Genomic DNA, 26147 nt, shown 5'->3' on the forward strand with positions numbered 1-26147 from the left:
TTGCTTTATCTAAGTAAGTACCCCTTCAACTTTGCGCTTAAACTGCTTTGGATCCTCATCAGCTAAGTTTCTCAGGATTGAGCTAACCACCTCTTGGATATTAGAGCTAGTAGCTTTCAACAACCGGCGCAGCAATGCCTGTGACTCCTTGTCATTGAGGATCCTTGACAGCAAAATTTCCGCCCAATCTGATGCATGGGGCAGCAAAAGTGGCAATGCATTTATGAAGTTCGTTGTAGCTACTTCAGGGCCTGCAATTGCGTCATAAGACTCAATCGCATGCACCAGCCCAAACATAACCTCATGCATCTCAGTGGCATCATCAAACCCCAAACACAATAAGGTAATGTGCTTGGGATCTGACAAAGAGGTAATACGCTCAATCGTTTCCTTAAAGGAGGCCACCTGCTCATCATCCACCATGAGGCGGCTGCTACGTAGCTTCTGTGCTTCCTTTTCAACATCAATGAGCATGCTACTTAAATCGTTACGCCTGCAGCTCGCGGCTCAGGTTGTAAAGTGCCTGTTTCAGCGGTAAGAAGAACAGGGTTTCCGGCAGGGTTTCGTCGGAGGAAAGCTGGCGCTGGAACTGGTGCAGGCCTAGGCTTAAGCTGTCCTCGATTTCGCGCTGCAGAATATCCTTCACTCGCTGACGGTCTACATCCACGCCTACTTCACGCAGGTAGGGTGCCACTTCGTCGCCTTCGAGCACGAGGGTGAGGTAGTGGCGCACGTTTTCCAGCACCTGGTCTTTCAGCGCGGCATCTACCTGGTTGAGCTTCAGGCGCTGCTGATTAAGCTCCGTGCCTTCCACAGCGCCGCTGTACTTCACGGGCTTGATGCTGTCGTAGTCCGCCGTGTTGGTTTTTTCCTCGAAAAGCACGCCGCCATTGGTTGTAGCCTCTTTGGGATTGTCGGCCAAGATAACGCGGAAGTTGTGCGGCGGCTCGGTGCCGGTTACGGCGTGGAAGATGGCTTTTGTAATCTTCTCAATAGCTACCAGGGAGCTACCGCCGGCCAGCAGGCGCAGGTAGAGGCTGCCTTTGCCCGAGAAGCAGAGGTAGCGCGGCGTTTTCAGGCCGAGGTGCTTCGTCAGCTGGGCCGTGTGGTAGATAATGCTGGTGTAGTGCAGGTAGAACAGCACCCGCAACTGCCGGCCTTTGCCTAGGCCTAAGGCTTGGGTGAAGCGCAGGGCATCATCGTACTTGAACAGCAAGCTGGTTACGTCGGCAGAGCCGAAATCGGTGTTGCTGAGGGCAGCGCGCAGGTAGCCTTTGTACTCCTGGTTTTGCTCGGAGTCGGGCAGGCTTTCTACGTGGCCCACGCCGAGGCGGAGCAGGCCGTTTTGCTTAGGTGCACCTTGCACGCGGGCATAACCATCACCCCACAGGTCGTCGCCGGCAAAGCGGAACGAGGTGCTGTAGGCCGGTTTTTGGTCGGCAAAGAGCAGCAAGTCGGTGGTACCGCCGCCGATGTCAATGTTCACCACGTTTTCGTCGCGGTTGGGCACTACCTGGTTGGTGGCCGTGAGGTAGTAGTACGGCGCCACCGATTCGGTGAGGCAGATAGTGGGGCGGCGGGCCTTGAACACCTGCTGGAACGACTCGTCCCAGACCTGCTGAAACTGGTTGCGCAGGAAGCCATCGAAGCTCAGTGGTGCAAACCATACCACACGGGTATCTTCCAGAATACCGCCGTGCAGAGCCGCCTTGTGACGCAGCAGCAGCAGAATCTCCTTGAAGAAGGCCTCAATCCGCGACACGCCCTGCGGGTCCAGCTCCGCCGACCACTTCAGGTTGGTAATGAAGCGGTTCTGGGGCAGCTCCGAAGCATTTTCGGTGTTAATGCTGAAACCGATGTTGATGTTGCTGAGCACCTTGGCGGGCTCATTGGCAAACGACGTGGTTTCACAAACAGCAGTACGAATCGGGAATTCATACACTGAGCCGCCTTCGCCCACAAACGAGGGCACAAACTCGCGGTTCTGCAGGGTAGCTATGTAAGTCCAGATCTGGCCGGCACCTGTGCGGTAGCGCTGAGCGGCCGAAAGACCTGCATCGGCCACGGGTGCGTGCAGCCATTCCACTTGCACATCGGCCTCGCCAATGGTAAGCGGGCGGGGGTGTGCCGTGGGCGAATCAGCGTAGGCAATGTGGGTGTTGGTGGTACCGAAGTCTACCGCGAAGGTGAAGCGACGGGTACCGCGGTCTAGCTCGCGCCAGCGCGGCACGAACAGGCCGCGAGCCGGTTCCGCGCCAATGGTGGCGGGCGGGCAAGTCAGCTCTACCAAGTCGAAGTGGGTACCGGTCACCTCATAGTAGGTGCTGCCGGCGGTGGCCATGCTCTTTTGGGTGCGCTCGTAGCGGGTGGCGCGGCGGGCGGCACCCTGCTCCGTGATGCGCTCCCCATTCACGAAGAACTGCAGGTCGTAGCGGCGGCTGAGCATGGTGGGCGAGTTGTCGGCATCCACCAGCATTACCTTATAGAGGTCGTTGTACTCGGGCTGGTAGCGCACCTTGTAGAAGGGGAACACGCCCACGCCCACGGTGGCCTTTACAATGCGGCCCTTCTCCAGGATTTCGCGGCCCTGGGCATCCTTCGGGTTTTGCGGATTGGTGTAGTAGCTGCGCTCAAACGTGATAAAGCGCCCCGCCTGCACCGGCACCCGCAGCTGCACGCGCACGTGGCTGAGGTCGATAGTGAAGGTGAGCAGCTCGGCCAGCTCGTTCTCCGTGAAGTACTCGAAAAACGCCTGTTTCAGCGGCAACAGGTAGGGGAAACGAGCCCGGCCCTGCCCGTCAGCACCGTACTGGAACGTGACTTTGCCGGTGTGGAAGCGCTGGGTATTCAGCTCGTAGGGCAGCTCCACCAGCGAGTCTTCCAGCAAGTCGCCCACCGTGAGGTACGGATACTTGAAGCCTTTGCCGGGCAGCACGCGGTTTTCCAGCGCTACCTCGTCATAATATGGTACCGGCGTGCGGTCGTCCCAGGGCTGACCGTTGAGGTAGTTAGCGCCGGGCATCGTTAGGTTCGGGCGCAGTACCAGTGGTCTAGGCCGGCCGGCAATGGCCTCACGGGTGGGCTGAATAAACAGGTCGGAGCTGGTCACGGCCGACTGGTCCGCGCGGCCAGGCAGTGGCACACCTTTTACGCTCACCAGGTTGCCGTGCACGTCCACCAGCGCGGGGTAGCGGGCCGCAAACTGCTGCGCGCTCCGGTCGCCTTGCATCTGGAGCTGGTTGATTTTACTGCGGTCGAGGCCAGCGTACACGCTGCCGGCAAACTCGCGGCGCTGCAGCTGCGGGTAGGCCAGGAACAACTCGTACACAAACTCCCGGAACTGCGGATCACGGTCTTCCAGCAGTACGGTTTGCTTATCGAAGTAATGGCCGCGGGCTTGTGGGCGCTCCAGGTCCAGAGGCTTTACCTCAGGGCCCGTGAACAGGATGGTCAGCGGGGAGGTGCCGCCCAGCAGGCGCGTGCCGCCCGCCAGCTCCGGCGACTCATAGTACACGAGGTACATGTCGGTGAAGTCGCGGAAGCGCTCATCTTGCATATACAGTTGCAGCGTCTCGCCTAGCAAGCGCGTGCCCTCCTCCTGCCGCATCCGGCGGATTTCCGCCTCGGCATTCCAGCGGCGCAGCGTGATTTTGCGGCCGGCCTGGGTGTAGAGGTGGTAGTTGTAGAGCAGCTCCAGCAGGTCCCAGAAGTGAGTCGTTAACTCGTGGTACACCGAGCCAGGGTTACGCTGCCCTTCGCGGGCCAGGAAGTCGAAAGCCGTTTCAAACAGGTGCATCCGTGCAAACGGCGTTGGGATGCTCACGGCTAGGTTGCGGGACTTTCCACCGGCCGGGTCCGTAACGGTATTAATTTCGGTGCTCGTTACCGGCGCCGTTTTCTGCCAGCCTTGAACCTGCTGGGAGCCATTATTATGTAAGCGAAGGACTTTGGCCATATCGGAACCCCACCCCCCGGCCCCCTCCCCTCCGGGAGAGGGGGAGCCAGACGAAGGTCATTCGGGGTGACTTTTTAGACTAGAAACTACAACTAGAAAGCTAGTTCCCCTCCTCAGATGAGGAGGGGCTAGGGGTGGTTGATAATCGTTGAACGAAGCAGTATAGGTAGTTCAACCAAACAACATCAGCAACGAAGTCAACCACCCCAGCGTCGGCTGAAGCCGCCGCATCCCCTCCTCATCTGAGGAGGGGAATTTTCGTTCTTACACCACCTTTACCTTTTCCTCAAACGCCTTATCCGTCACATCATAGAACAGCTCCAGCATTTTGCGGAAGTTGTCGGGTTCCTGGATGGACTTCTCGGTTTTGTTGAGGTTATCGAGGAGGTAGTTGTGGCTGAGACCTTTGTTGAAGAAGTCATTCCACTTCTTTTCCACGGGCTTACCGAGAATCATGGCGTTGAAGTCTTCTGTCTGTAGGTCGAAGGGGCGGAAGGAACGACGGTTCTGGGCCAGCTCCTGCAGCCACTGATCTACGCCGGAGTCCTGGCTGTGCAGGAAGTTGTTCAGCTCCCGGAAGATGGGTTCGTTGCGCATGGCGTAGTCCAGCTTCAGGTTGTCGGCGTAGGGTGCCTTGTCGGTGGGCAGGTGCTGCTTGTGGTAGCGCGTGAAGTACAGGAACTGCGTGAGCTGCTTGGCAATGATTTCGCGCGACTCATCAGGCAGGTGGCTGAACTGAATTTCCAGCGCATCGGCCTGTAGGCCATACTCGTGGAAGTGCGGGCCACCGGTGCGCAGCTCGGCAGGCGAGTAGCGCATAAAGTCCACGATACTCAGGGCCGCCAGCAGCTCAATTACGTGGGCTTTGTTTTTCTGCTGGGTGCCGCCGGGCTGGTTTTCGTAGGGCGTATCGGGCGTGTCGGCGAGGTAGTACAGCGCGTCGAGGCCCTGGAGGTTGTGCTCGTAATAGCTAAGCGCCGCCTTGGTTTTCGTCAGGAAGTTGTTGGAGTCGATGACAGCGTTGTCCTCGCTCTGGAGAGCGAAGTAGGGCATCACCGTTACGGCGCCGGTGGGTGCGTCGCGGAGGTAGCGGGCGTTGCTGAGGCGGGTGTTGGTGTCCTTCAGGTTCTTAAGCATGAGCGGGAAACCCGCCGCACCTGTACCGCCGAAGATGCTAGACACGAAGAACACCCGGTCGCCATCCTGGAAGTTGTCGGCAAAAAACCGCATTTCTGGGCTTTCCACCAGCTTGTTCAGCACAATGCTGCCCACGTTTGGGGAGCCACGGAAACCAATGGTCAGCGGGCTTTCCAGGTTGTCCTGGGTGAAGAGCAAATCCACGAGGCCCTTAGAGTCAACGGACAGGCCGTCGTAGCTCAAATACTGCCGGAAGCTTTGGTTGATGCCGCCGAAGTCGAAGATGAAGGTATCCTTCACCGAGCCGTTCACATCCTGCGAAATACCGCTGAGCGTGCTGATATCAGTTTTGAAGAATCCTTCTTCGCGGGGGCCCAGGCGCTTATAAATCTGCTGGTAGCTCTGCAGCAGCTGCACCGTGCGGTTCATGTCGCCATTGTGCGCGTCGGGGTCAATGATGATGGGCACTACCCGGTCGCAGTTGGGCAGATCTACGCCCGCGGCCAGCAGCATGGTGAGCGAGCGAATCACGCGGGAGCCCGTGCCGCCAATACCGAATAAAAAGAGTTTAGCCATGAAGGAGGGACTTAGGGACTTGGGGCTTAGGGACTTGGTTTTCTATCCTAAGAACTCAGTCGAAAACAACATCAACCTAGCTCCTAAGTCCTCAAGTCCCTAAATACCTAGAAAGGTGTCGTGCTGGCGTTGGTGGAGCCTTTGCGCAGAATCAGAGAGAGGATGAAGAACCAGAACAGGCCCAGGATGGCGTTCCAGGTGGCCAGCCAGTAGATGTAGCTGTGTTCGGTTACCTGCTGGGCGTTGGCCTGCCAGATGGCTATCACGAAGGCAATCAGAGCGTTCAGCACCAGAAACAGCGCCCAGTGGCGGCCCTTGTTGAAGGTTGCCACACCCAGGGCCCGGTTGATGAGGTAGTAAAATACCAGCACCAGCGCCAGCGAAATGCCCAGGTTCAGCAGCCCAATGTTGGGGAAGATAACGTCGCGGTACACGGGCGTATCGGCGGGCGGCTGGGGGGCACCGATGATTTCGTAGAGGGAGCGGAACAGTGCTTTCATGGAAGGAAGTAACGCGAAGCTTCCGCTTCGCGAATCGTGAAACGATGGGGGTTGAGCGAAATTGTAGGGGTAGGCGCCGACAGGCTTTTCAGCCGCAATGCGGCGTACTGTTTCGTAGTTAAACGAAAATCGTTCCAACTGGTACGGCCGGCGGCAGTAGCTTCGAGCCAGGAGACGGCTTGACCTTTCTTATTCAGCGGGTTGCAGGGTCATGGGTAATTCAAAAATCGGGCGCTTCTCCCCTTCCTGCCGCTCTAGCCCATCCAGCAGGGAGCTTAAGGCGAAGGTTTTAGGCGCGGGCTTGGCGTCGTTTTTAGTGGTCCACTGGGCTACCCAGGACGGGCGCTGGTCCTGCAGGCGCAGCACCAGGGGGCGAGACGCTTTGGGCTGCCGGGTCAGGCCTACCTTGGCAAAATGGGTGAACTTACTTTCGGGGCCGCTGCTGGCCTTGGTTTGGGTGGTGGCGGCAAACACATCCAGCAGCTTGGCATCGGTATCCACGCCCTGCAGCTTGAGATTTTGCTTGAGGTAGGCCACGTCGCGGTACTGGCCGGGCAAGCCGCTCAGGTCCAGGCCCACCACAAACTCTACGGGCTGCTGGGCCGAAGCTTCACTGACCGAAATGACGCGGTAGGTATCGGCGGTGCGCTTGCTGGCCCCGGCGTCGCCGTAGTACCAGCTGCCTTTGTTCTGAAACTTGCTGAGGACGGAATACACTGGCTGCGGGTACGTGACGCCGAAGTGAGCTTGCTTGGCCGGCTGCTTTTCCAGTAGCGCGGCATCAAACTGCCGCACGGCGGCGGCGGGACCTACTACCCAGATGTAGTACGGAATTTCGGTGTCGCAGCAGTTGGTTTTCTTGCCCGAGGCCACCAGCGCCGGGTAGTACGTGCCCCGGAAATCGGAGGTGTAGCCGTACACCGATACCGCCAGGTCCGATTTCTCGCCGCTACGGGCCAGGGCATCGGCAATGTCGGTTTTGATGTAGGGGATAGCGCCAGCGTTTTTCGGGGAGTAAATGAAGTCCGAAATCAGCACGCTCACGGTGCCGGGCCGGTAGTAGTTCGTCATCAGCGTATCGAGCACCGAGGGAATATCGGTGCTCTTGGCGGGCTGCTGAATACCACTGCGCACCGTGCCGGAAATGGCCTGGTACGAATCCTTATAAGGCCGCTCCTTAATGCGGTAGAACGTTTTCTGGCGGGCGGCAGTCGTGCGGTTTACCTCCGAAAGAAACTGCGCTACGTGCTGCTGAAACTTGGTGTTCTCGCCCCCTACCCCGGTTTTCGGCATGAACCCTTCCATGGAGCCCGACACCTCCAGAAACACGTTCACAGCCTGCAGGGCCTGAGCGTTTGGCGTGGCAGCGGGGGTAGCACCTGGCTCTGGCGTGCGGGCCGGAACCGCGCCGGGCGCCTCCGTAGGCGGCACGTCTTGGGGTACTTCAACGGCTCCGTCCTCCGACTTCATATCGGAGCGGGAATAGCAGCCCGGCAACAGGGCCAGGGAAAGGCCCAGCATGGGCAACAGGCGGGAAAAGGCAGGTAGGTGGCGCATCGGGCTAAAGTAACGACAATCTGCCCGCACCGGATACATGAGAGGAACGGAGTAGCAGAGTAACTGAGTAATTATTTAGCTGGTGACACCTGTCATCCTGAACAAAGCGAAGGACCTTCTCCCGCAAGGACCAACCGTTGGTGCGGTAGTCGTGCTCATGAGAGAAGGTCCTTCGCTGTGCCCGGAACAATGTCAGAATGATTACTCAGTTACTCTGCTACTGCGTTCCTTTCTTCTAACTGTAGTCGATTTCCGTGTTGTCGCCGATGTTGAGGCTGTGGCGGGTGCCTTTGAACAGGGCGTCGGAGCCCACGATGCAGTCGTGCATGACGGCGGAGCGCAGCTCGGAGTAGGAGCCGATGATGGACTCGCTCAGGATGGTGTTCTTGACGATGGTCCGGTCGCCGATGGCCACGTTAGGCCCGATGATGGAACCCGAAATCTGGCAGTCCTTCCCGATGCTGACGGGCGGGATGATGATGGTATCGGGAAACTCAGGAAACTCGCGGCGCTTCAGGAACTCGGGGCGGTTGAGCAGGCGGGCGTTGGCTTCCAGCAGGCTATCCTTGCGGCCGCAGTCAAACCAGTTATCCACGGGCGTGGTCACCATTTCGGCCCCGTCCTGAATCATCAGCATGAGAGCATCGGTGAGCTGAAACTCGCCGTGGGTGCGCTGGTCCTGCTCCACGATGCGCTCCAGGGCCGAGGCCAGCCAGTCGGGGTTGGCAATTTTGTAGAGGCCCACCAGCGCGTAGTTCGACTTCGGGATGCGGGGCTTTTCCACCACCTTCGTGACGCGCCCCCCCGAGCCGGTTTCTACCAGCCCGAACAGGGAAGGCGTTTTTACTTCCTTCACGGCCAGCACGTTGCCGGGCGTGCGCATCATTTCGGGCAGGTCGATATCTACAATGGTGTCGCCGAGCAATATTAGGATACCTTCCTGCTCGTAGCGAAACTGCTCGCGGGCCAGCCAGAGGGCGTGGGCAATGCCTTCGCGCGGCTCCTGAATAACAAAGGAAGAACGCAGCTGCGGATACTCGCGGCGCACGTAGCTTTCTACCTTCTCACCGAGGTAGCCAATAATGAACACAAACTCCTGCACACCAGCCTCCACCAACCGGTCGATGATGTGCCCCAGAATGGTATTGCCGGCCACGGGCACCAACGTTTTAGGCTGGGTGTGCGTGTGGGGGCGTAAGCGTGAGCCAATGCCGGCTACGGGAATAACTGCTTTCATGCGCAAGGAAAATCGGGGGAGCACCGAAGCGCAAAATACGGAATCGGGGCGGAGCTGGCCCTATCACAACCGCACGGGCTTGAATTCGTACTTTGCTGCGGTGAAATGGTGAAGCAACAAACGCGGTATTTGGTTTCAGGAAAGCTACCGAAGAGCCCAAATCATCGTTTTATAGCTTACCCTTGCACTGGTCAACCCATTTACATTTTTACCTCTCCCAACTCATGAAACGTTTTCTGCTCTACTTCGCCGGTCTGGTGCTGCTGCTCTCGCAGTCCTCGTGCGGCTATAACTCCATGGTGCAAAAAGACCAGGCCGTGAAAGCTCAGTGGGCCAACGTACAGAGCGCCTACCAACGCCGCTCCGACCTGATTCCGAACCTGGTAAACACGGTGAAAGGCGCCGCTAACTTCGAGAAATCGACGTTGACGGATGTGGTAAACGCCCGGGCCAAAGCCAGCAGCGTGCAGCTGAATGCCGACCAACTCACGCCCGAAAACATTCAGCGCTTCCAGGAGGCTCAGAGTCAGCTCAGCAGCGGCCTGGGACGCCTGCTCGCCGTATCGGAAAATTACCCCGAGCTGAAAGCCAACGCCAATTTCCAGGAGCTACAGGCTCAGATTGAAGGCACCGAGAACCGCATCAACGTAGAGCGCAACAAGTTCAACACCGTTACCAACGACTACAACGGCTACGTGCGCAGCTTCCCGAATAACCTCTTCGCAGGTATGTTTGGCTTTAAAGAGAAACCCTACTTCGAGGCAGACGCGGCTTCGCAGAAAGCGCCTACTGTACAATTCTAAGCTGGTTTGTTGGGGACTTGGGGACTTTTGCGCGCGAGAACAGCCCGCTGTTGCGGTGTTATTTCCTTACGTTTCGAAGTCCCCAAGCCCCTAAAATTCCCCCAAGTCCCCAACAACCGCTCATGACCAACCCCCTTACCCCCGAGCAGGAGGCGGCCCTGGTAGCCGCCATCCGGCAAGCCGAGCTGCGCACCTCCGGCGAAATCCGGGTGCACCTGGAAGACACCTGCCCTACCCCCGAACCCCTTGACCGGGCCGCTCAGGTGTTTGCCGAGCTGGGCATGCACCGCACGGCCCAGCGCAACGGCGTACTGTTCTATCTGGCCTGGCAGAGCCGGCAGTTCGCCGTTATCGGCGACGCGGGCATCAACGCCGCCGTGCCCGACGACTTCTGGGAAACGGCCAAAGAGTCGGTGCTGCAGCAGTTCCGGGTCGAAAAGTACGCTGCGGGTCTGGAGCAGGGCATCCGGATGGTGGGTGAACAGCTCCGCCGCTATTTTCCCTATGATGCTGCCACCGATAAAAATGAGCTTGACGACTCTATTTCGTTTGGCAGTACCCCGCCCCCGTCTCCGAGCGCATGAAGCCGACGCCTTCCATAGTACCTTTCCTACCCTCCTGGTGCCGGTCAGGCCTGCTGATCCTGCTGCTGGTGCTTACCCAGCTAGCGGGCCGGGCCCAGAACGTGCCGCCGCGCCCCAACCCGCCGCGTCTGGTTAACGACCTGGCCGGTATGCTGCGCCCCGATGAAGCAGCTCAGCTGGAGCGCAAGCTGGTGGCGTACAACGACTCCACCTCTTCCCAGATAGCCGTAGTGACCGTGCCCAACCTCGGCGACTACGACATCTTCGACTACGCCCAGCAGCTCTACCAAACCTGGGGCATCGGGCAGAAAGGAAACAACAACGGGATTCTGCTGCTCATTGCCCAGCAAGAGCACAAGGCCCGCATTCATACCGGCTACGGGCTGGAAGGTGCCGTACCCGACGCCCTGGCCAAGCGCATCATCTCCAACACCATTGTTCCGGCCTTCCAGAAGGAACAGTACTACGCCGGCCTCGACCGCGCTACCGATCAGCTGATTGCGCTGGCCAAGGGCGAGTACAAGGCCGACCCTGCCACCCAGCCCCAGGCCCGGCGCCGCTCCAATGATGACAGCGGCTCTGGCTGGACGTTCTGGTTGATTATTGGGGTGCTGATTCTGTTTATTCTGCTGCGCAACCGGGGCGGTGGAGGAGGTGGCGGCTACGGCCGGCGCAACCGCGGCTTCGGTGGCACCTTTATTCCGCCCATTATCTTCGGCGACTTCAGCGGCGGCCGCGGCGTATTTGGCGGCGGTGGCAGCTTCGGCGGAGGTGGAGGCGGCGGGGGCTTTGGCGGCTTCGGCGGGGGTAGCTCCGGTGGCGGCGGCGCCTCCGGCGACTGGTAACCGGTATTGAGCTTAAGTATTCATAAAAACAGCCCCCGCGCCACTTGGCGCGGGGGCTGTTTTTATAGAACTACGCGCCTAAACCTACGTGTCGTTTATAGCTGGTTCAGGGTAAATGCTAGATGAAAGCTGTTTGGGCCCGTTTCTTAATGGTCGCTCATGACGCCAGCTTTCACGACCAGAGGTAGGCGGTTTTCGGCGGGCGGGATGGGGCAAGAGTAGAGGGGGCTGTAGGCGCAGAACGGGTTGTAGGCCTGGTTGAAGTCCAGCACGGCGTAGCCATTTAGAATTTGACCCTGGCGCATATCGAGGTAGCGGCCGCCCCCGTAGCTGCCGTGCCCGTTGCTGCGGTCGGTGAACGGAATGAACAGATAATCCTGGTAGCCGGGTTTCTGCCGCAAGTCCAGGCTCTGGTACACGGTCAGCCGGAGCGCCTTGCCTTCCAGGGTAAAATGCAGCTCGCCATACTTCTGGTAGAGCGGCTGGCGGGTGGTACTGGTAGGCATGACAAAGGGTGCCTGCGACGAGTCGCGCACGAAGCGAGCCACCACGCAGGCGCTGTAGTTGACGGGGTAAAAAGCCAGACCCGTAAACTTCTCCCGTGCCTCGGGCGGCAGCGGCGACTCCTGTGGGTTGCGGTATTCCGCGTTCAGGGTCTGTTGAAATTTAGCTACGGCCTCGGCGTGCTCCGCGGGGGTAGGGCGTGGAGTTTGGGCCACCACCGCTTCCGAGCAGAGAAGCATAAACGCCAACAGAAAGCAGGAATAAAGTTGATTCATGCCCGCAAAGTAAGCGCCCAGGCCCTCACCGCCCATTGATTTTTGCTCAGTCGCCCAGCTCCTGCGTTACCTGCTTATACACGGGCAGCTCATAGAAGGGACGCAGGAGCTGCACCACGTCCAAGGCGTCGGCCAGGGCTTCGTGGGCCACGGTATCATCCTCGAAGCCGGCGCGGGCCTTGCAGGTTTGCATGGTGGGCAGGCGGGTGTCTTTGCGCCAGTTGAGGTAGAAGGCGGCCGGGTCCAGCATGGCGGGCTCGGCGCGCACCAGGGTGCCATAGCCGGGCAGCTCGCGCAGAAAGCCCAGGTCAAAGGAGGCAATGTTTTTGCCAGCCATGGTCACGGTTACGCAGCCCTGCTTGTCGGTTTTGAAGCCCTGGGCCAGCAAAAACTCGCGCAGCTGGGGCAGCAATTCCTCGGGGGTACACAGCTCGGGGTTGGGCTCCTTGCGGGCTAATTCCTGCAGCAGACGGGCGTTGAGGGCCAGCGCCCCGGCCGTACCCACGTACTCGGGGTGGCGCACCACGCGCCTGAAGCTTGGCAGCTCGGGCAGGGGTAGCAGCTTTTTGGTGTCTTCCACCACGGCAGCCAGCTCCAGAATCTGGTGGCGCTGGGGCTTGCCGCCGGAGGTTTCAAGATCGAGGGAGAGGTAGCGCATAGAGTTCTGCTGTACGCGGACGGGCACCGGGGCGTTGGTTTCCGGCCCGTCCCACCGGCGCGCCATATTTCGGTGCCGGAGTAGTATATCCGGTTGGCAATCCTAGCTTTATGTCCCAGCGGTAGCCCCTTCGCGTGCGGCTTAAGGCGCCGTATGGGGGTAGGCGGCCGCTTGGGGCGCGCGGGGTTTTGTCCTGATGGCCACTCCGGAGCGCCCCCAGATGAGGATAAGCTGCCTGCCGCGCCGGGCTTTACTTTATTTCTATCTTTCTTACGATGAGCTTCTTCCGCGCTGTTACCGGGCTTACCTTGCTGGTGGGCCTGCTTTCCCGTAGCCAGTGGGTAGCTGCCCAAAGCCCCAGCGCGGCGGAGCCTGCCCCGGCCGCGGCGTGGGCCCAGCAGCAGTACAGCCAGGCGCTGCGGGTGCACCCGCAGCTCTACAGCGGGCCGGAGTACCTGGACTATGCCCGGCGGTACAGCACGCGGTTGGGCCATCAGTTTTTTCTTTCCCCGGAAAAGCAGCCGGGCAGCGTGCACTATAACCATCACTACTTCGAGGGTCTGCAGCTGTCCTACGACGTAGTGCTCGATCAGTTGGTGCTGCAGCATGCTACCAGTCCGCTCAGCCTGCGCCTCATCAACGAAAACGTGGAATCCTTCACCCTGGCCGGCCACCAGTTTATTCGGCTGGTGCCCGACAGCGCCGCGGCCGCTACCCTCAGCACCGGCTACTACGAGGTGCTGGTGGATGGCCCCGTACAACTGCTGGCCCGGCGCGTAAAGCAAATGGAGAAGAAGCTGAACCAGGAAAAAGCCTACACCCAGTTTATTTCGCTCGACAAGCTCTTCATCCGGAAAGCAGGTGTGTACTATCCCATCAGCAGGAAAAGCTCCGTTACCCGCCTTTTCGCCGACCGGGGCAAGGAAGTACAGCGCTATATTCAGGAGCACAAGCTGCACTTCCGCAAAGCCCGCCGCGAGGCCGACATCGTGGAACTGACCCGCTACTACGCTAGTCTGGGGCCGCACTGATACTGCCCGTTCCCGCCTACCCCCTATCGTTACGCCTACGTTTGCTGCCGCGCCCGTGGTTTCCTATGAAGCACTTCTATTACCTGAGTATCTGGCTACTACTAAACCTGTTGCACCTGCCGACCGGGCAGGCCCAGCAGCCCGAAAAAACGGTCAGCGGTACGTTTAACCGGGTACCGTTCGAGCAGTTCGCAACCCAGCTCGAAGCCCAGACCAACCTTCGGTTTTACTTTGATCCGGCGGCGGTGGATAGTCTGTTTATTACGCTGCAGGTGCAGGATGCGCCCGTACGCTCTGTGCTGGAGCGCGCCCTGCGGAACACGGCCTTTCACTTTGCCATAGACGACGAGCGGCGCGTGATTATCACCACCGGCGCGCCCCTTGAAACTACCCTGCCCGCCGGCTTCCTGCATCCCGGCGCCTCTATGGCTGCTACCCCCGCCTCGGCCCTCAACCCCGACGAAGCCACCCCGGCCAGTGCTCCAGGCCGTTCGCGCTACGTGCGCGAGGCCGAGTACCGCGTGCACGAAATCGGCGGCGGTAGCGCGGGCAGCGGCAAAGCTACCCTGGCCGGCCACGTCCGGGAGCTGAAATCGGGCGAGCCGGTGATTGGGGCTACCGTGTTCGTGGAGGCTCTGGCGGCGGGCGCCACTACCGACCAGTTTGGGTACTACTCGCTTACCCTGCCCGTGGGCCGCCACGACCTGCGCATCCGGGGCATCGGCCTCAAAAATACCCGGCGCCAAATAGTACTTCGCTCCGATGGCAAGCTGGAAATTGAGGTGGAGGAAGATATTACCCCGCTGAAGGAGGTAGTAATTGAGGCCGAGAAAGACAAAAACGTATCGGGCATGCAGATGGGGCTGGAAAAGCTCGACATCAAAACCCTGCGTCAGGTACCCACGGCCTTCGGCGAAACTGACATTCTGCGGGTGGTGCTCACGCTGCCAGGCGTAAAATCGGTGGGGGAAGGCAGCACGGGCCTGAACGTGCGCGGCGGCGCCACCGACCAGAACCTGATTCTGTTCAACGGCACCACCATTTACAACCCTTCCCACCTGTTCGGCTTCTTTTCGGCCTTCAACCCCGATGTGCTGCAAACCGTGGAGCTCTACAAAAGCGCCATTCCGGCCAAGTACGGCGGGCGGCTCTCGTCGGTGCTGGAAATCAAGACGCGCGAGGGCAACAAAAAGAAGTTTTCGGGCTCCGGCGGCATTGGGCCGCTTACCAGCCGCCTAACCCTGGAAGGCCCTCTGGTGAAAGACAAAAGCGCCTTTATCCTGAGCGGCCGCGCCAGCTACTCCGACTGGATTCTGCGCCGGCTCTCCAATGCCTCATTCCGGCAAAGCTCGGCCGCCTTCTCTGACCTCAGCGCCCACATCAGCCACCAGCTGAATGAGAAGAACACGCTCTACGCTACCGGCTACCTGAGCACCGACCGGTTTCGGCTGGCTGGCGACACGGCTTACCACTACCGCAACCAAACTGCCAGCCTGAAGTGGCAGCACAACTTCAGCAACCAGCTTTACGGCGTCCTGACGGGGGCTTACAGCCGCTACGCCTACACCATTGGCAGCGACGAAAACCCGGTGACGGCCTCGGAGCTGCAGTACGGCATCCGGCAAACCAGCCTGCAGGCCGATTTCAGCTACTTCCCCAACTCGCGCCACACCCTGGAGTTTGGGGCCAGCTCCTTGCTTTACCACGTAGCGCCGGGCAGCCTTACGCCCAGCGGCGCGGCCTCCCTAGTTAGTCCCAACATACTGGAGCGGGAGCAGGCCCTGGAAAGCGCCGTGTACCTCTCTGACCGCATTGACCTGAGCCCGCGGCTTTCCGTGTCGGTGGGGCTGCGCTACTCTCTGTTCAATGCCCTGGGGCCGCGCGACGTGTATCGCTACGCCTCCGGCCTGCCGCGCACCGAAGCCACCCTGACGGATACCGTGCGCTACGGTTCGGGCCGGGTGCTGGCTACCTACCACGGACCCGAGTACCGGCTTTCGGCGCGGTTTGCCCTTACCGATAACTCCTCGGTGAAGGCCAGCTACAACCGCACCCGCCAGTACATTCATCAGTTGTCCAATACGGCCTCCGTATCGCCGGCCGATATCTGGAAGCTCTCCGACGCCAACGTGCGCCCCCAGGTAGGCGACCAGTACTCGGTGGGCTACTACCGCAACTTCAAGTCGAACACCATTGAGGCCTCTGTGGAGACGTACTACAAGTCCCTGCACGATTTCGTGGACTACAAGAGCGGGGCTACCCTGCTGCTGAACCGCCACATCGAAACAGACATTGTGAATGCCGAGGGCCAGGCCTATGGGGTAGAAGTGCTGGTGAAGAAGCTGACGGGCAAAATCAATGGCTGGGTGAGCTACACCTACTCCCGCTCCCTGGTGCGCGTGAATGCCGGCACCCCCGCCGAAACCATCAATAAGGGCCGCTACTACCCCAGCAACTTCGATAAGCCCCACGATGTAACCCTGATTGGCAACTACCGCTTCAGCCGCCGCTTCAGCTCCTCTCTCAACTTCACTTACAGCACGGGGCGGCCCATTACCCTACCCCTGGCCAAGTACTATGTGGGCAACTCCATGCGCGTGTTCTACTCGGAGCGCAACGCCTACCGCGTGCCCGACTACTACCGCGCCGACTTCGCCCTCAATATTGAAGGCAACCACAAAGTGAAAAAGTTGGCTCACAGCTCCTGGACGGTAGGCGTGTACAACCTGACGGGGCGCCGCAACCCATACTCGGTGTACTTCAAGTCAGAAAACGGCCAGATCCGAGGCTACAAGCTCTCCATTTTCGGGCAGCCCATTCCCACGCTTACCTACAACTTCAAATTCTAGCCCCATGCCTACCCCTCCCTCCTGCTTGCCGGCCGTGCGCGCCCTGGGCCGGTGGCTGCCGGCGCTGCTGCTGCTAGGGCCAGTAGCCACCGGCCGGGCGGCGCAGGACCCGCTCGACAGCCTCCGGCGGGCCCTGGGCACCTACCAGCAGCGGGCTGTTGCCGAGAAGCTGTTTCTGCACCTGGACCGCCCTTTCTACCTCAGCGGCGAAACCATGTGGTATAAGGTGTACGCCGTTTCCCGGCCCCAGGCCTTTAGCGCCGTGGCTTACGTGGAGGTGCTAGACCAGGCCAACCGCCCGGTGTTGCAGGCCAAAGTTCCGGTGCGGCAGGCCACGGGTCACGGCTCGTTTCAGCTGCCGGCTTCCCTGGCTTCGGGCGTGTACACGGTGCGGGCCTACACCAGCTGGATGCAGAACTTTGACCCGGCCTACTACTTCCAGCGCCAGGTAACGGTAGCAACCCCCCGGACGGCAGCCGACGGCCCTGCCACCACGGGCCCCGATTCCGTGGCGTACGACGTGCAGTTTTTTCCGGAAGGCGGCCAGCTGGTGCAGGGGTTGCGCAGCACGGTGGGCTTCAAGGTAACCTCCGGGGCAGGCACGGGGGTAGGCGCCCAGGGCCGCCTGCTCAACCAAGCCGGCACTACCGTGGCTTCCTTCCAGACGTTGCGCTACGGCATGGGCAGCTTCTCGTTTACGCCCGAGCCGGGCGCCACGTACACGGCCGTGGTGGCTTTGCCCGGCGGCCGGGTGCTGCGGCGCGGGCTGCCGCGGGTGTACGCGCAGGGCTACGTGCTGGGGCTTGAAGATGATGACGCCAAACCCCTGACGCTTACCGTCCGCAGCACCAGCGCCCGGCCCGAAACAATGTATCTGCTGAGTCACTCGCGGCAGCAGGTGGCCCTGGCAGCCCAGGCCCAGCTGATCAACGGGCAGGCTACCTTCCTGCTCGACCGCACCCAGCTGCCGGAGGGCGTTTCGCGCCTTACCGTGTTTAACGCGGAGCAGAAGCCCGTAGCGGAGCGGCTGTTTTTCCGGGTGCCCCGCCAGCAGCTTGTCATTAGCGCCCGCCCCGACAAGCCACAGTACGCCCCCCGCGAGCCGGTGCGCCTGGCCGTGGCTACAGCCGGGGCACCCGCGCTGCCCGCCCCGGGGGCCAGCCTCTCGGTGGCCGTGTACCGCCTCGATTCGCTGGCTACCGGCCCTACCCCCGACATTGGCAGCTACCTCTGGCTGGCCTCGGAAGTGCCAGGAACCGTAGAGCACCCCGAGTATTACCTTACCGCTACCGGCCCCGAAGCGGCCGCCGCCACCAACAACCTGCTGCTGACCCAGGGCTGGAGCCGCTTCCGCTGGGAAGACGTGCGGGCCCCTACCCCCCCGGCCTTCCCGTACCCGCCCGAGTTGTACGGGCCCATTATGCGGGCCCGGCTCACGCAGGTGGGCACTACCCAGCCGGCACCGGGCCTTCTTACTTACCTCTCGGTGCCCAGCCGCATTATCCGGCTGCAAAGCGGCCTGAGCAACGCGGCCGGGCTGGTACAGTTTGAGCTGCCCGAGGTGTACGGCCCCGGGGAAGTGATGGTGCAAACCAACCCACGCCAGGACAGCACCTGCCGGATTGAGCTGCTGAATCCGTTTTCGGAGCGCTACCCGGCCGCGCCGGTCCCGGCCTTCGTCCCGCTGGCCCAGTACCCGGCCGACTACACCAAACGCTACTTTCAGCAGCAGGTCCAGCGGGTCTTTGCCAACCCGGCCCGCGGCCGCTACCGCCTACCCCCCGCCGACAGCACGGCCTTCTACGGCAAGGCCGACGAAACATATCTGCTGGACCGATATACCCGCTTTAAGGTGCTGGAGGAAGTGATGCGCGAGTACGTGCCGGGGGTGCTGGTGCGCCGCCGCAAGGATGGGTTTCACTTTATGGTGGTGGACCGCATCAACCAAACCACCTTCACCGAGGACCCCATGGTGCTGCTCGACGGGGTGCCCGTGTTTAACCTCAACAAGCTTATGGCCCTCGACCCGCTGAAAATTCAGAAGCTGGAGGTAATAACCAGCCGCTACTTTCACGGGCCGGCCCTGTACAGCGGCTTGGTGAGCTTTACCACCTACAAAGGCGACCTGGAAGGCTTCCCGCTCGACCCGCGGGTGCTGGTGCAGCAGTACGAGGGCCTGCAGGGCCAGCGCGAGTTTTATGCCCCGCGCTACGACACGCCCGAAGCCCGCCGCAGTCGCCTGCCCGATCTGCGCAACCTGCTCTACTGGAACCCCAGCGTAACCGCCACCGGCAGCGGCGCGCAGCAGCTGGAGTTCTACACCGGCGACCAGGCCGGCCGCTACCTGGTGGTAGTGCAGGGCCTTTCAGCCACCGGCTTGCCGGGTAGCACCAGCTTTACGTTTGAGGTGAAACAACCCCTGTAAAGGCAGGTCCTCCGTTCTTTAAAACAAAAGCAGCCCCGGCCTAGAGGCCGGGGCTGCTTTTGTTGCTGAATGTATGGCTACATGCTAGTGCTGCACTTGTATCTGCTGATGCCGGATGCTACCATCGGGGCCGGGCACCTGCAGTTGGTAAAGGCCCTCGGGCAGCTGGCGTACGTCCAGCACCACCTGAGCGCCCTTGGCCGGTGTCTGGCGCACCTGCCGGCCCTGCCCGTTGAAGAGACGTACATGACCTTTGGTGCCGGCAAGCAGGGGCACTATTAGCTCCTCGGAGGCCGGGTTAGGGTAGGCCGGGGCCACCGCCAGACGGGGCAGAATTTCGGGCTGGCAATAGAAACCGTTGGAAAACCGCTCCACGGTGCGCAAAGAAAAGTACCCGATTTTAACACCACCACAGTCATTGGTGAAGCGCACGGCTACGTTCACCCAGTTGCCCGGTCCCGGCAGCCGGACGCGCATGCCGGCCGTGCCTTGGTCGTCGAGCAGTTCCCCGCCCGAGGCGGTCCAGGTATAGCCGGTGTTGGTGCCCCGGTCGTTGTAGAGATTGGCCCACAGCGTCACGACGCTGCCGGCGCATACTTCCTCTCCATCTACCACGTCGCCGTAGGGGCTGGTAAAGTACACCAGGCCGGTGCCTAGTTTAAAGCCTACAGTATCGGAGCTGGTACCGCAGGAGCCCGAGCCGGCCGTTACCCGGATATAGCGGCGGCCCTGGTAGGTAGTGCCCTGGCTAGGAGCAGTTACCGTGAGGTAGGGCACGGTAGTGGTAGCCGTGGCCGGACTGAAATCCTGAGGCAGCTGCCAAGTGTAGGAGGTCACGCCCGAAATAGGCTGCACCTCCAGCCGCTTGGTTTCGCCCAGACAAAAATCGTAGTTGTTGGGCTTGAACACTACCTTACCTACTTGGGTGCTAACGGTAGTAGCATAGGTTACCGCAGGAGTAGTGCCGCTAACGCCGCCGCAGCTGTAGCTGGCTGAAACCGGAATGGAAATACTGCCGGGCTGCCCGCTGGGAATTACGACTACGCTGCTGCCCGTGCGCGGGGCTGGGGTCTGGTAGCTCCAGCCGCCGGGCAGGGTTGCGGGCCAGGTGTAGCTAACGCTGGCCCCACCACTTTGGCTCAGGTTGGCCGTAAGCGTGAGTGGGGTCTGGTCGCCGCAGGTCAGGGCCGCACGTGAGGCCGTGACACTGGTAAGGGTAGGCGGCACCCGCCGGATGGTCACGCTTTGCTCGAAGCTGATGAGGCTGGCGGGTGGGTTGTTGTAGGCCGGGTTCTGGTTGCACTCGCGGCTCCACAGCACCACGCGCACTACTTCGTTTAGCTGACTGGCCGGGGCCGTAACCGTGATGGAGCGCCCACCCAGCCACCGGCCGGGGCCAAAGTCCGTAGCCGGCTGCGCGTTTTGCACCGTGAATGTGCTGGGTATCGTCCACACATACGCCTCCACCGGGTAGGCTCCGGCATCATCGTAATAGAACTGCGGCAGCGTAAGCGTGAGCTGTTGCGCCCCACTGCACAGCGGCAGCTCAATCACGCTCGTGTTATTGATCTGGGCGTTAATGCGCACCCCAAGCACGCTCTTGATGATGATATTAGGGGTACTCGATGGGGCAACCGGCCTCCATCCAGTAGTAGTACCGCTAGCATCTTTTAACGGGGCCTGAAGTCCCGGCGTTATAGAGCCTATGGAGCCTGTCCCCCACTGCACCCGATACTCAGCCGTACTATTACTAACACTAGGTGTATTGAGCAGCGTACCGCCAGTAGCACTAGCTCCATTTACCCGATACCCGGACGGAATATTTTCCAGCACATAAGTAACCGTTTGATTTGGACAGACGGCCTTGGTGTAAGCACGAAAGGCTTGCGCGCTGGTGCTGACCGGGGACAACAGTCAAACCAGCAGCGCCACCAAAGCCGGAAATGAAAGTGGTTGGCACTTTTTCATCATAGGTAAATAAGAGGTGAATAAAAGGATGACTCTTTATTAAGGGCGCCCAAACAAGTAATGCACGCTGATTTGACTGAGGGGACGTAGTGTAGCACTTGTTTGGTTTTCTAAAGATCGGCCCTCTCCGATGCCGACTAGTTCCCCGGTATCCCTGAATGTCCGGACAATACTGCCTCTGAACCTATAATGGTTATATCGGACAGATAGAGCCGCTTCAGCACTTAGGTATAGGAAGGGCCGTAACTGGTAGCGTGCTCCCACCAAAGGCCTCGCGAACACCGCATATGTGCGTTGTCGATTCTGATCGTAAAAAGAAAAAACAGTGAGTTCCCCATTTACTACTTCTCCGCGCTCAGAATACTCTTTTGAGTGAAAAATCGTATATCCTACCCCCACATCCACCCCGGCGTAGCCAACCCAGCGGCGGGTCAGGGCTTTCTGCCACTCGTAGCCCGTGTAGGCTTCTACACTCAGGCTGCTCTCGCTGAAGTCGCGGTTCGTGAGGGGGTAGGGCTTGTAGCGCTTGGTGTAGCGGTAGCTGCCCACCGCTCCCAGGCGCCAAGCTTGGTTGGGCCGCACCTGCCGCTTGTAGAGCAGGCCCAGGGGTAGGGAACGGTTGTTGCGGAAAAAGCCCTCGAGCACGGGGCTGGCCGTCAGGCCCAGCTGGTGCTTGTAGGTGGTAGCCGAGTCGGGCAAAGGGGTAGGCGCTTGAGCCTGGGCCAGGGCGGGCGCCCCGCTCAGCAGAGCGGCGCAGAAAAGAGTACGCATGGAAAAGAAGGAAGAGAAATAAAGTACCTGCCGAGCAAGGGAAGACCACCGGCCAGAGCCAACGGCCGCTCGCTGCTACTGCGGCGCAAGATGGCGGCCTTTCCGCAACCAAACCAGGTAGCCCTGCCCGGCTTTGTGACTTTGCTTTTTCCAATAATTATCAGAACTATTTCCGCCACATCAGCGCGCAGCCTGTAAGGATCAGGCCGTTGCTGGCGGCAGCCGCGCGGCCGGGGGGGGCACTGGCCGGGGCATAGCGTGACATTTGGTACCGGGGCCCAACCTCTACCCCACTGCCTTGCGTACCTTCGCAGATATGACCGACGCTCCTGCCCCCCAGCCCCACAAGCTCTTTCTGCTCGACGCCTTTGCCCTGATTTACCGCGCCCACTTTGCCTTCAGCAAAAACCCTCGCGTAAACTCCAAGGGCCTCAATACGGGCGCCATCCTGGGCTTCACCAACACCTTGGTGGAAGTGCTCCAGAAGGAAAAGCCTACCCACATTGGGGTGGCCTTCGATGCCCAGAAGAAAACCTTCCGCCACGAGCAGTTTGCCGAGTACAAGGCCCAGCGCCAGGCCATGCCCGAGGACATCGGGCTGGCCATTCCCTACATCAAGCGCATCATCCAGGCCTTCAACATCCCCATTCTGATGGTGGATGGCTTCGAAGCCGATGACGTGATTGGCACTCTGGCCCAGCGCGCCGAAAAGCAGGGCTTTGGGGAGGTGTTCATGATGACGCCCGACAAGGATTACTGCCAGCTGGTAACCGACTGCATCAAGATTTACCGGCCCGCCTTCATGGGCAACGCCGCCGAGGTGCTGGACGTGAAGCACGTATTGGAGCGCTTCGAGATTGAGCGCGTAGAGCAAGTAATCGACATTCTGGGCCTGCAGGGCGACGCCTCCGACAACATTCCGGGCATTCCGGGCATTGGCGAGAAAACCGCCAAAAAGCTGGTGCAAGAGTTCGGCTCGGTGGAAAACCTGATTGCCAATGTGGATAAGCTGAAGGGCAAGCAGCAGGAAAACGTGCGCAACTTCGCCGAGCAGGGCCTGCTGAGCAAGGAGCTGGCCACCATCCACCTCGATGTGCCCATCGAGTTTCACGAGGAAAACCTGCGCCTGGAGCAACCCAACGCCGAGCAGCTGCAGCAGCTGTTCGAGGAGCTGGAATTCCGGCAGCTGGCGGCTCGGGTGCTGGGCGGGGGTAGCGCCGCCGGCATCTCGGCCGCACCCGACCGCGCCAACCCGCGGGCCGGCTCGCGCCGCCCGCGCGTAGCGGAGGGTCAGGGCAGCCTTTTTGCGTCCTCTGCCGACGCGGCCGTGGGTATTGCTGCCGAAGAAGGCGAAACCGGCTCCTTCGGGGCGCCCGCCGGCCCGCGCCTTACCCTGCAGGACGTGCCCCACCAGTACCACCTCATCGATACGCCCGAGCTGCGCCAGAGCCTGCTGAAATTCCTGCTCCAGCAAACCGAAGTCAGCTTCGACACCGAGACTACCGGCCTCGACACCATGACGGCACGGCTGGTGGGCCTGTCCTTCTGCTGGCTGCCTGGCGAGGCCTACTACGTGCCCGTGCCCCACGACGACGCGGCCGCAGCCCAGGCCCTGGTAGATGAGTTCCGGCCCTTCTTCGATGCCGAGCAGATTGTGAAAGTGGGTCAGAACATCAAATACGACCTCACCATTCTCAAGCACTACGGAGTAACCATGCGCGGCAAGCTGTTTGACACCATGCTGGCCCACTACCTGCTGGAGCCCGACATGCGCCACAACATGGACGTGCTGGCCGAAACCTACCTGCACTACACGCCCGTGAGCATTCTGGAGCTCATCGGCCCGAAAGGCAAAAACCAGAAAACCATGGCCGACCTCCCCCCCGCCGAGGTGTCGGACTATGCCTGCGAGGACGCCGACGTGACCCTGCAGCTTAAGCACGTTTTCGAGCCCATGCTCAGGGAAGTAGGCCTGCTGGACCTGCTCAACGAGGTGGAAAACCCGCTGGTGCCGGTACTGGCCGACATTGAGTACGAGGGCGTGAAGATTGACTCTTCGGCTATGGGCGAATACTCGGCCGAGCTGCAGGGCTACATCCAGGACATTGAGAAGCAGATTTTCTCAGAGGCCGGGCAGGAGTTCAACATTGGCTCGCCCAAGCAGTTGGGCGAAGTCCTGTTCGATAAAATGGGCCTGGGCGGCGGCAAAATCAAGAAAACCAAAACCGGCCAGTACGCTACCGGCGAGGAAATTCTGAGCCAGCTGGCCGCCGACGCCCCCATTGCCGGCCTGATTCTGGAGCACCGCCAGCTCACCAAGCTCCGCTCTACCTACGTGGAGGCCCTACCCCAGCTGGTGTGCGAAACCGATGGCCGCGTGCACACGTCCTTCAACCAGGCCGTAACGGCCACCGGCCGCCTCAGCTCCACCAACCCCAACCTGCAGAACATTCCGATCCGCACGGAGAAAGGCCGGGAAATCCGCAAGGCCTTTGTGCCGCGCGATGAGCAGCACGTACTGCTGGCCGCCGACTACTCGCAGGTGGAGCTGCGCATCATGGCCGACTTCTCGGGCGACCAGACCATGATTGAAGCCTTCCGCCAGGGCCTCGATATTCACACCAGCACCGCCAGCAAGGTATTCCACGTACCCCTGGACCAGGTAGATGGCGAGATGCGCCGCAAAGCCAAAACCGTCAATTTTGGTATCATCTATGGCATTTCAGCCTTTGGGCTGGCCCAGCGCATTGGCATTTCGCGCAAGGAAGCTACTGACATCATCGAGACCTACTTCGAGGAGTTTTCGTCGGTGAAGAAGTTCATGGACGACAGCATCAACCGGGCCCGGGAGCTGGAGTATGCCACTACCCTGCTGGGCCGCCGCCGCTACCTCCGCGACATCAACTCGCGCAACGCTACCCTGCGCGGCTACACCGAGCGCAACGCCATCAACGCTCCCATTCAGGGCACCGCCGCCGACATCATCAAGAAAGCCATGATCAACATCCATGAGTGGCTGATTCAGGAGAAGCTCGGCACCAAAATGATTCTGCAGGTACACGACGAACTGGTGTTCGACGCCGTGCAGGAAGAAGTGGAGTACATCACGCCCAAGATCAAGGAACTGATGTCCAACGCTTTGCTCCTACCCCACGGCGTGCCCCTGGAGGTAGAAGTAGGCACCGGCCGCAACTGGCTACAGGCCCACTAAGCCCCGTTACCAGCAAAGCGCCTGTTATTCTGAGCAGAGCAAGGAATTTGGGTTAAGCCATCAAATGGCAAACTCAGATTCCTCGCTCTGCTCAGAATAACAGGCGCTTTTCGTGGGGCTAACTGCCCAAACGAGGTAGCCGGCCGCCCTACCCGGCCGTATAGAGGGAACCAGGCTAATCCTGGCCCTATCTCTGATGCTGGAAAAAACGCATACCACCACCCTGCAAAACGTAGCCCGCGGCATACTGGGCTCGTTCATGATAGTAGCCGGCACGGGCCACCTCACCTTCGCCCGCCAGGAATTTCAAGCCCAGGTTCCCGACTTCGTACCCTTGGACAAGGATACTACCGTGCTGGCCTCCGGGGTAGTGGAAATCGGGCTGGGGCTGGCGCTGCTGGCCCTGAAAGGCCGGAACCGGGTGCGCATGGGCATTGGGCTGGCCGCGTTTTACGCCGCCGTGTTCCCAGGCAACATTCACCAGTACACCCACCATATTTCTGCTTTCGGCCTCGATACGGACGCTAAACGCTTCGGGCGGCTGTTCTTACAGCCGGTGCTTATGGGCTGGGCTTTGTGGAGTACGGGGGCACTGCAAGTTCTGCGGAGGCGTGGGGTGGTAGCTTCACAGAAAACAAGACCATAAAGCCTCATCTATGGTATAGTGTCCACCATCGTGTATAAACTCAGTAAACAGTTGTATTATATCAACAAAAAAGGACTACAAGTGTAGCCCTTTTTTGTTGATATAATACAACTGTTTACTCGCTAACATAAGTTGTGCGGGTAGTTGTCGTTACACCACTGTCAGTGTCAGTAGAGGTTAGCACAAGTTTATTTTCCGTCAATTCAGTTATGTCAAATTGTGCTGCTGCTATAAAAACGGTGATAGTCAATTTCGTGTCATTTGCTGACAGCGCCCAGTTCCCAGCAAACTGCTGAGAATCATCAGGGTCACATTTGGTTTTTCCTTCATCGGCTATAAAGATGCCGTTTGCCATGAATTTAGCCAGATCGTCCTTGCTACAGGCTTCTTCGCTGCTAAACGTATCGTCAGGGGCTTTAGAGCCGACTGTTTCGGTCTGAGCCGTCATGCGCCAGCTCTTGGCCATTAGGAGCTCCGACTTCGATTTATTCGGGCTGGGAGTTTCGTCGTCGCTGCCGCAGCCTGTGAAAACGCTACCGGCAACTAATAGTGACAGTAGAAATGAAATACGCTTCATAAAAAGGTTAAGTGTAAAAAAGAAGATGCAAACAACGG

Annotated in this window: 19 protein-coding genes; 8 read left to right on the forward strand and 11 right to left on the reverse strand. The window is 60.0% G+C overall.

The genetic code is table 11. The annotated features are described in order from the left end of the window. Nucleotides 1–9: 9 nt before the first annotated feature. The 6 genes from FGZ14_RS13870 to FGZ14_RS13895 all read right to left on the reverse strand — a co-directional run bounded on the left by FGZ14_RS13870 (nucleotide 10) and on the right by FGZ14_RS13895 (nucleotide 8962). Nucleotides 10–474, reverse strand: a complete 465-nt coding sequence (locus FGZ14_RS13870; protein ID WP_139924831.1) for an Imm30 family immunity protein — start codon at nucleotides 472–474, stop codon at nucleotides 10–12. Between the two features lie 13 nt (nucleotides 475–487). Then, complete coding sequence (locus FGZ14_RS13875) at nucleotides 488–3955, reverse strand: hypothetical protein (protein ID WP_139924832.1); 3468 nt, start codon at nucleotides 3953–3955, stop codon at nucleotides 488–490. Between the two features lie 264 nt (nucleotides 3956–4219). Further along, nucleotides 4220–5668: a hypothetical protein gene (locus FGZ14_RS13880; RefSeq protein WP_139924833.1), complete on the reverse strand. Its 1449-nt coding sequence runs from the start codon at nucleotides 5666–5668 to the stop codon at nucleotides 4220–4222. 107 nt (nucleotides 5669–5775) lie between these two features. After that, nucleotides 5776–6168 (reverse strand): hypothetical protein, encoded by a 393-nt coding sequence (locus FGZ14_RS13885; RefSeq protein ID WP_139924834.1) that lies wholly within the window; start codon nucleotides 6166–6168, stop codon nucleotides 5776–5778. A gap of 189 nt (nucleotides 6169–6357) precedes the next feature. Next, nucleotides 6358–7725 (reverse strand): hypothetical protein, encoded by a 1368-nt coding sequence (locus FGZ14_RS13890; RefSeq protein WP_139924835.1) that lies wholly within the window; start codon nucleotides 7723–7725, stop codon nucleotides 6358–6360. 235 nt (nucleotides 7726–7960) lie between these two features. Then, entirely contained in the window at nucleotides 7961–8962 is a 1002-nt protein-coding gene (locus tag FGZ14_RS13895) for a sugar phosphate nucleotidyltransferase (RefSeq protein ID WP_139924836.1), read from the reverse strand. Between the two features lie 224 nt (nucleotides 8963–9186). Between FGZ14_RS13895 and FGZ14_RS13900 the strand changes: the two genes are divergently transcribed. From FGZ14_RS13900 to FGZ14_RS13910, 3 genes are all read left to right on the forward strand, one after another. Further along, nucleotides 9187–9765, forward strand: a complete 579-nt coding sequence (locus FGZ14_RS13900; RefSeq protein ID WP_139924837.1) for a LemA family protein — start codon at nucleotides 9187–9189, stop codon at nucleotides 9763–9765. A 122-nt stretch (nucleotides 9766–9887) separates the two neighbouring features. Further along, entirely contained in the window at nucleotides 9888–10349 is a 462-nt protein-coding gene (locus FGZ14_RS13905; RefSeq protein WP_139924838.1) for a TPM domain-containing protein, read from the forward strand. Beyond that, nucleotides 10346–11194 carry a YgcG family protein gene (locus tag FGZ14_RS13910; RefSeq protein WP_139924839.1) on the forward strand — a complete coding sequence of 283 codons (849 nt, stop codon included), beginning with the start codon at nucleotides 10346–10348 and terminating at the stop codon, nucleotides 11192–11194. Before FGZ14_RS13905 ends, FGZ14_RS13910 begins: the two co-directional genes overlap by 4 nt. Before the next feature lie 146 nt (nucleotides 11195–11340). Here the strand turns inward: FGZ14_RS13910 and FGZ14_RS13915 are convergent, their stop codons facing one another. Further along, entirely contained in the window at nucleotides 11341–11973 is a 633-nt protein-coding gene (locus FGZ14_RS13915) for a DUF1684 domain-containing protein (protein ID WP_139924840.1), read from the reverse strand. 46 nt (nucleotides 11974–12019) lie between these two features. Next, nucleotides 12020–12697 carry a 3'-5' exonuclease gene (locus tag FGZ14_RS13920; RefSeq protein WP_139924841.1) on the reverse strand — a complete coding sequence of 226 codons (678 nt, stop codon included), beginning with the start codon at nucleotides 12695–12697 and terminating at the stop codon, nucleotides 12020–12022. Between the two features lie 209 nt (nucleotides 12698–12906). On the opposite strand from FGZ14_RS13920, the gene FGZ14_RS13925 reads away from it, so the two are divergent. The 3 genes from FGZ14_RS13925 (at nucleotide 12907) to FGZ14_RS13935 (ending at nucleotide 18936) form a co-directional block, all read left to right on the forward strand. After that, a complete protein-coding gene (locus tag FGZ14_RS13925) occupies nucleotides 12907–13662 on the forward strand; it encodes a hypothetical protein (RefSeq protein ID WP_139924842.1) in 756 nt (251 codons plus the stop codon). Between the two features lie 65 nt (nucleotides 13663–13727). Further along, nucleotides 13728–16511 carry a TonB-dependent receptor gene (locus tag FGZ14_RS13930; protein ID WP_139924843.1) on the forward strand — a complete coding sequence of 928 codons (2784 nt, stop codon included), beginning with the start codon at nucleotides 13728–13730 and terminating at the stop codon, nucleotides 16509–16511. A gap of 4 nt (nucleotides 16512–16515) precedes the next feature. After that, a complete protein-coding gene (locus tag FGZ14_RS13935) occupies nucleotides 16516–18936 on the forward strand; it encodes a hypothetical protein (protein ID WP_139924844.1) in 2421 nt (806 codons plus the stop codon). An 84-nt stretch (nucleotides 18937–19020) separates the two neighbouring features. Here the strand turns inward: FGZ14_RS13935 and FGZ14_RS13940 are convergent, their stop codons facing one another. Both FGZ14_RS13940 and FGZ14_RS13945 read right to left on the reverse strand, forming a co-directional pair. After that, a complete protein-coding gene (locus tag FGZ14_RS13940) occupies nucleotides 19021–20523 on the reverse strand; it encodes a T9SS type A sorting domain-containing protein (protein ID WP_139924845.1) in 1503 nt (500 codons plus the stop codon). Between the two features lie 420 nt (nucleotides 20524–20943). Next, entirely contained in the window at nucleotides 20944–21675 is a 732-nt protein-coding gene (locus FGZ14_RS13945) for a hypothetical protein (RefSeq protein WP_139924846.1), read from the reverse strand. Between the two features lie 316 nt (nucleotides 21676–21991). Here FGZ14_RS13945 and polA point away from each other — a divergent pair, with 316 nt between their 5' ends. Beyond that, complete coding sequence (gene polA, locus FGZ14_RS13950; RefSeq protein ID WP_139924847.1) at nucleotides 21992–24886, forward strand: DNA polymerase I; 2895 nt, start codon at nucleotides 21992–21994, stop codon at nucleotides 24884–24886. Nucleotides 24887–25082: 196 nt separating this feature from the next. Further along, nucleotides 25083–25532 (forward strand): hypothetical protein, encoded by a 450-nt coding sequence (locus tag FGZ14_RS13955; protein ID WP_139924848.1) that lies wholly within the window; start codon nucleotides 25083–25085, stop codon nucleotides 25530–25532. Nucleotides 25533–25647: 115 nt separating this feature from the next. Here the strand turns inward: FGZ14_RS13955 and FGZ14_RS13960 are convergent, their stop codons facing one another. Next, the gene (locus FGZ14_RS13960; RefSeq protein ID WP_139924849.1) at nucleotides 25648–26109 is read right to left on the reverse strand and encodes a lipocalin family protein; all 462 of its coding nucleotides are present in this window, start codon (nucleotides 26107–26109) and stop codon (nucleotides 25648–25650) included. Between the last annotated feature and the right edge of the window lie 38 nt (nucleotides 26110–26147).

Origin of the sequence: Hymenobacter sp. DG01, from assembly GCF_006352025.1 — a bacterium.
Taxonomy (GTDB): Bacteria; Bacteroidota; Bacteroidia; order Cytophagales; family Hymenobacteraceae; genus Hymenobacter.

Excerpts from the sequence above, each read along its gene's own strand:
- FGZ14_RS13945 (WP_139924846.1), bottom strand. The coding sequence starts at position 21,675 with ATGCGTACTCTTTTCTGCGCCGCTCTGCTGAGCGGGGCGCCCGCCCTG.
- FGZ14_RS13890 (WP_139924835.1), bottom strand. The coding sequence starts at position 7,725 with ATGCGCCACCTACCTGCCTTTTCCCGCCTGTTGCCCATGCTGGGCCTT.
- FGZ14_RS13875 (WP_139924832.1), bottom strand. The coding sequence starts at position 3,955 with ATGGCCAAAGTCCTTCGCTTACATAATAATGGCTCCCAGCAGGTTCAA.
- FGZ14_RS13880 (WP_139924833.1), bottom strand. The coding sequence starts at position 5,668 with ATGGCTAAACTCTTTTTATTCGGTATTGGCGGCACGGGCTCCCGCGTG.
- FGZ14_RS13910 (WP_139924839.1), top strand. The coding sequence starts at position 10,346 with ATGAAGCCGACGCCTTCCATAGTACCTTTCCTACCCTCCTGGTGCCGG.
- FGZ14_RS13900 (WP_139924837.1), top strand. The coding sequence starts at position 9,187 with ATGAAACGTTTTCTGCTCTACTTCGCCGGTCTGGTGCTGCTGCTCTCG.
- FGZ14_RS13885 (WP_139924834.1), bottom strand. The coding sequence starts at position 6,168 with ATGAAAGCACTGTTCCGCTCCCTCTACGAAATCATCGGTGCCCCCCAG.
- polA (WP_139924847.1), top strand. The coding sequence starts at position 21,992 with ATGACCGACGCTCCTGCCCCCCAGCCCCACAAGCTCTTTCTGCTCGAC.
- FGZ14_RS13870 (WP_139924831.1), bottom strand. The coding sequence starts at position 474 with ATGCTCATTGATGTTGAAAAGGAAGCACAGAAGCTACGTAGCAGCCGC.
- FGZ14_RS13895 (WP_139924836.1), bottom strand. The coding sequence starts at position 8,962 with ATGAAAGCAGTTATTCCCGTAGCCGGCATTGGCTCACGCTTACGCCCC.
- FGZ14_RS13960 (WP_139924849.1), bottom strand. The coding sequence starts at position 26,109 with ATGAAGCGTATTTCATTTCTACTGTCACTATTAGTTGCCGGTAGCGTT.
- FGZ14_RS13915 (WP_139924840.1), bottom strand. The coding sequence starts at position 11,973 with ATGAATCAACTTTATTCCTGCTTTCTGTTGGCGTTTATGCTTCTCTGC.
- FGZ14_RS13925 (WP_139924842.1), top strand. The coding sequence starts at position 12,907 with ATGAGCTTCTTCCGCGCTGTTACCGGGCTTACCTTGCTGGTGGGCCTG.
- FGZ14_RS13930 (WP_139924843.1), top strand. The coding sequence starts at position 13,728 with ATGAAGCACTTCTATTACCTGAGTATCTGGCTACTACTAAACCTGTTG.
- FGZ14_RS13920 (WP_139924841.1), bottom strand. The coding sequence starts at position 12,697 with ATGGCGCGCCGGTGGGACGGGCCGGAAACCAACGCCCCGGTGCCCGTC.
- FGZ14_RS13905 (WP_139924838.1), top strand. The coding sequence starts at position 9,888 with ATGACCAACCCCCTTACCCCCGAGCAGGAGGCGGCCCTGGTAGCCGCC.
- FGZ14_RS13955 (WP_139924848.1), top strand. The coding sequence starts at position 25,083 with ATGCTGGAAAAAACGCATACCACCACCCTGCAAAACGTAGCCCGCGGC.
- FGZ14_RS13935 (WP_139924844.1), top strand. The coding sequence starts at position 16,516 with ATGCCTACCCCTCCCTCCTGCTTGCCGGCCGTGCGCGCCCTGGGCCGG.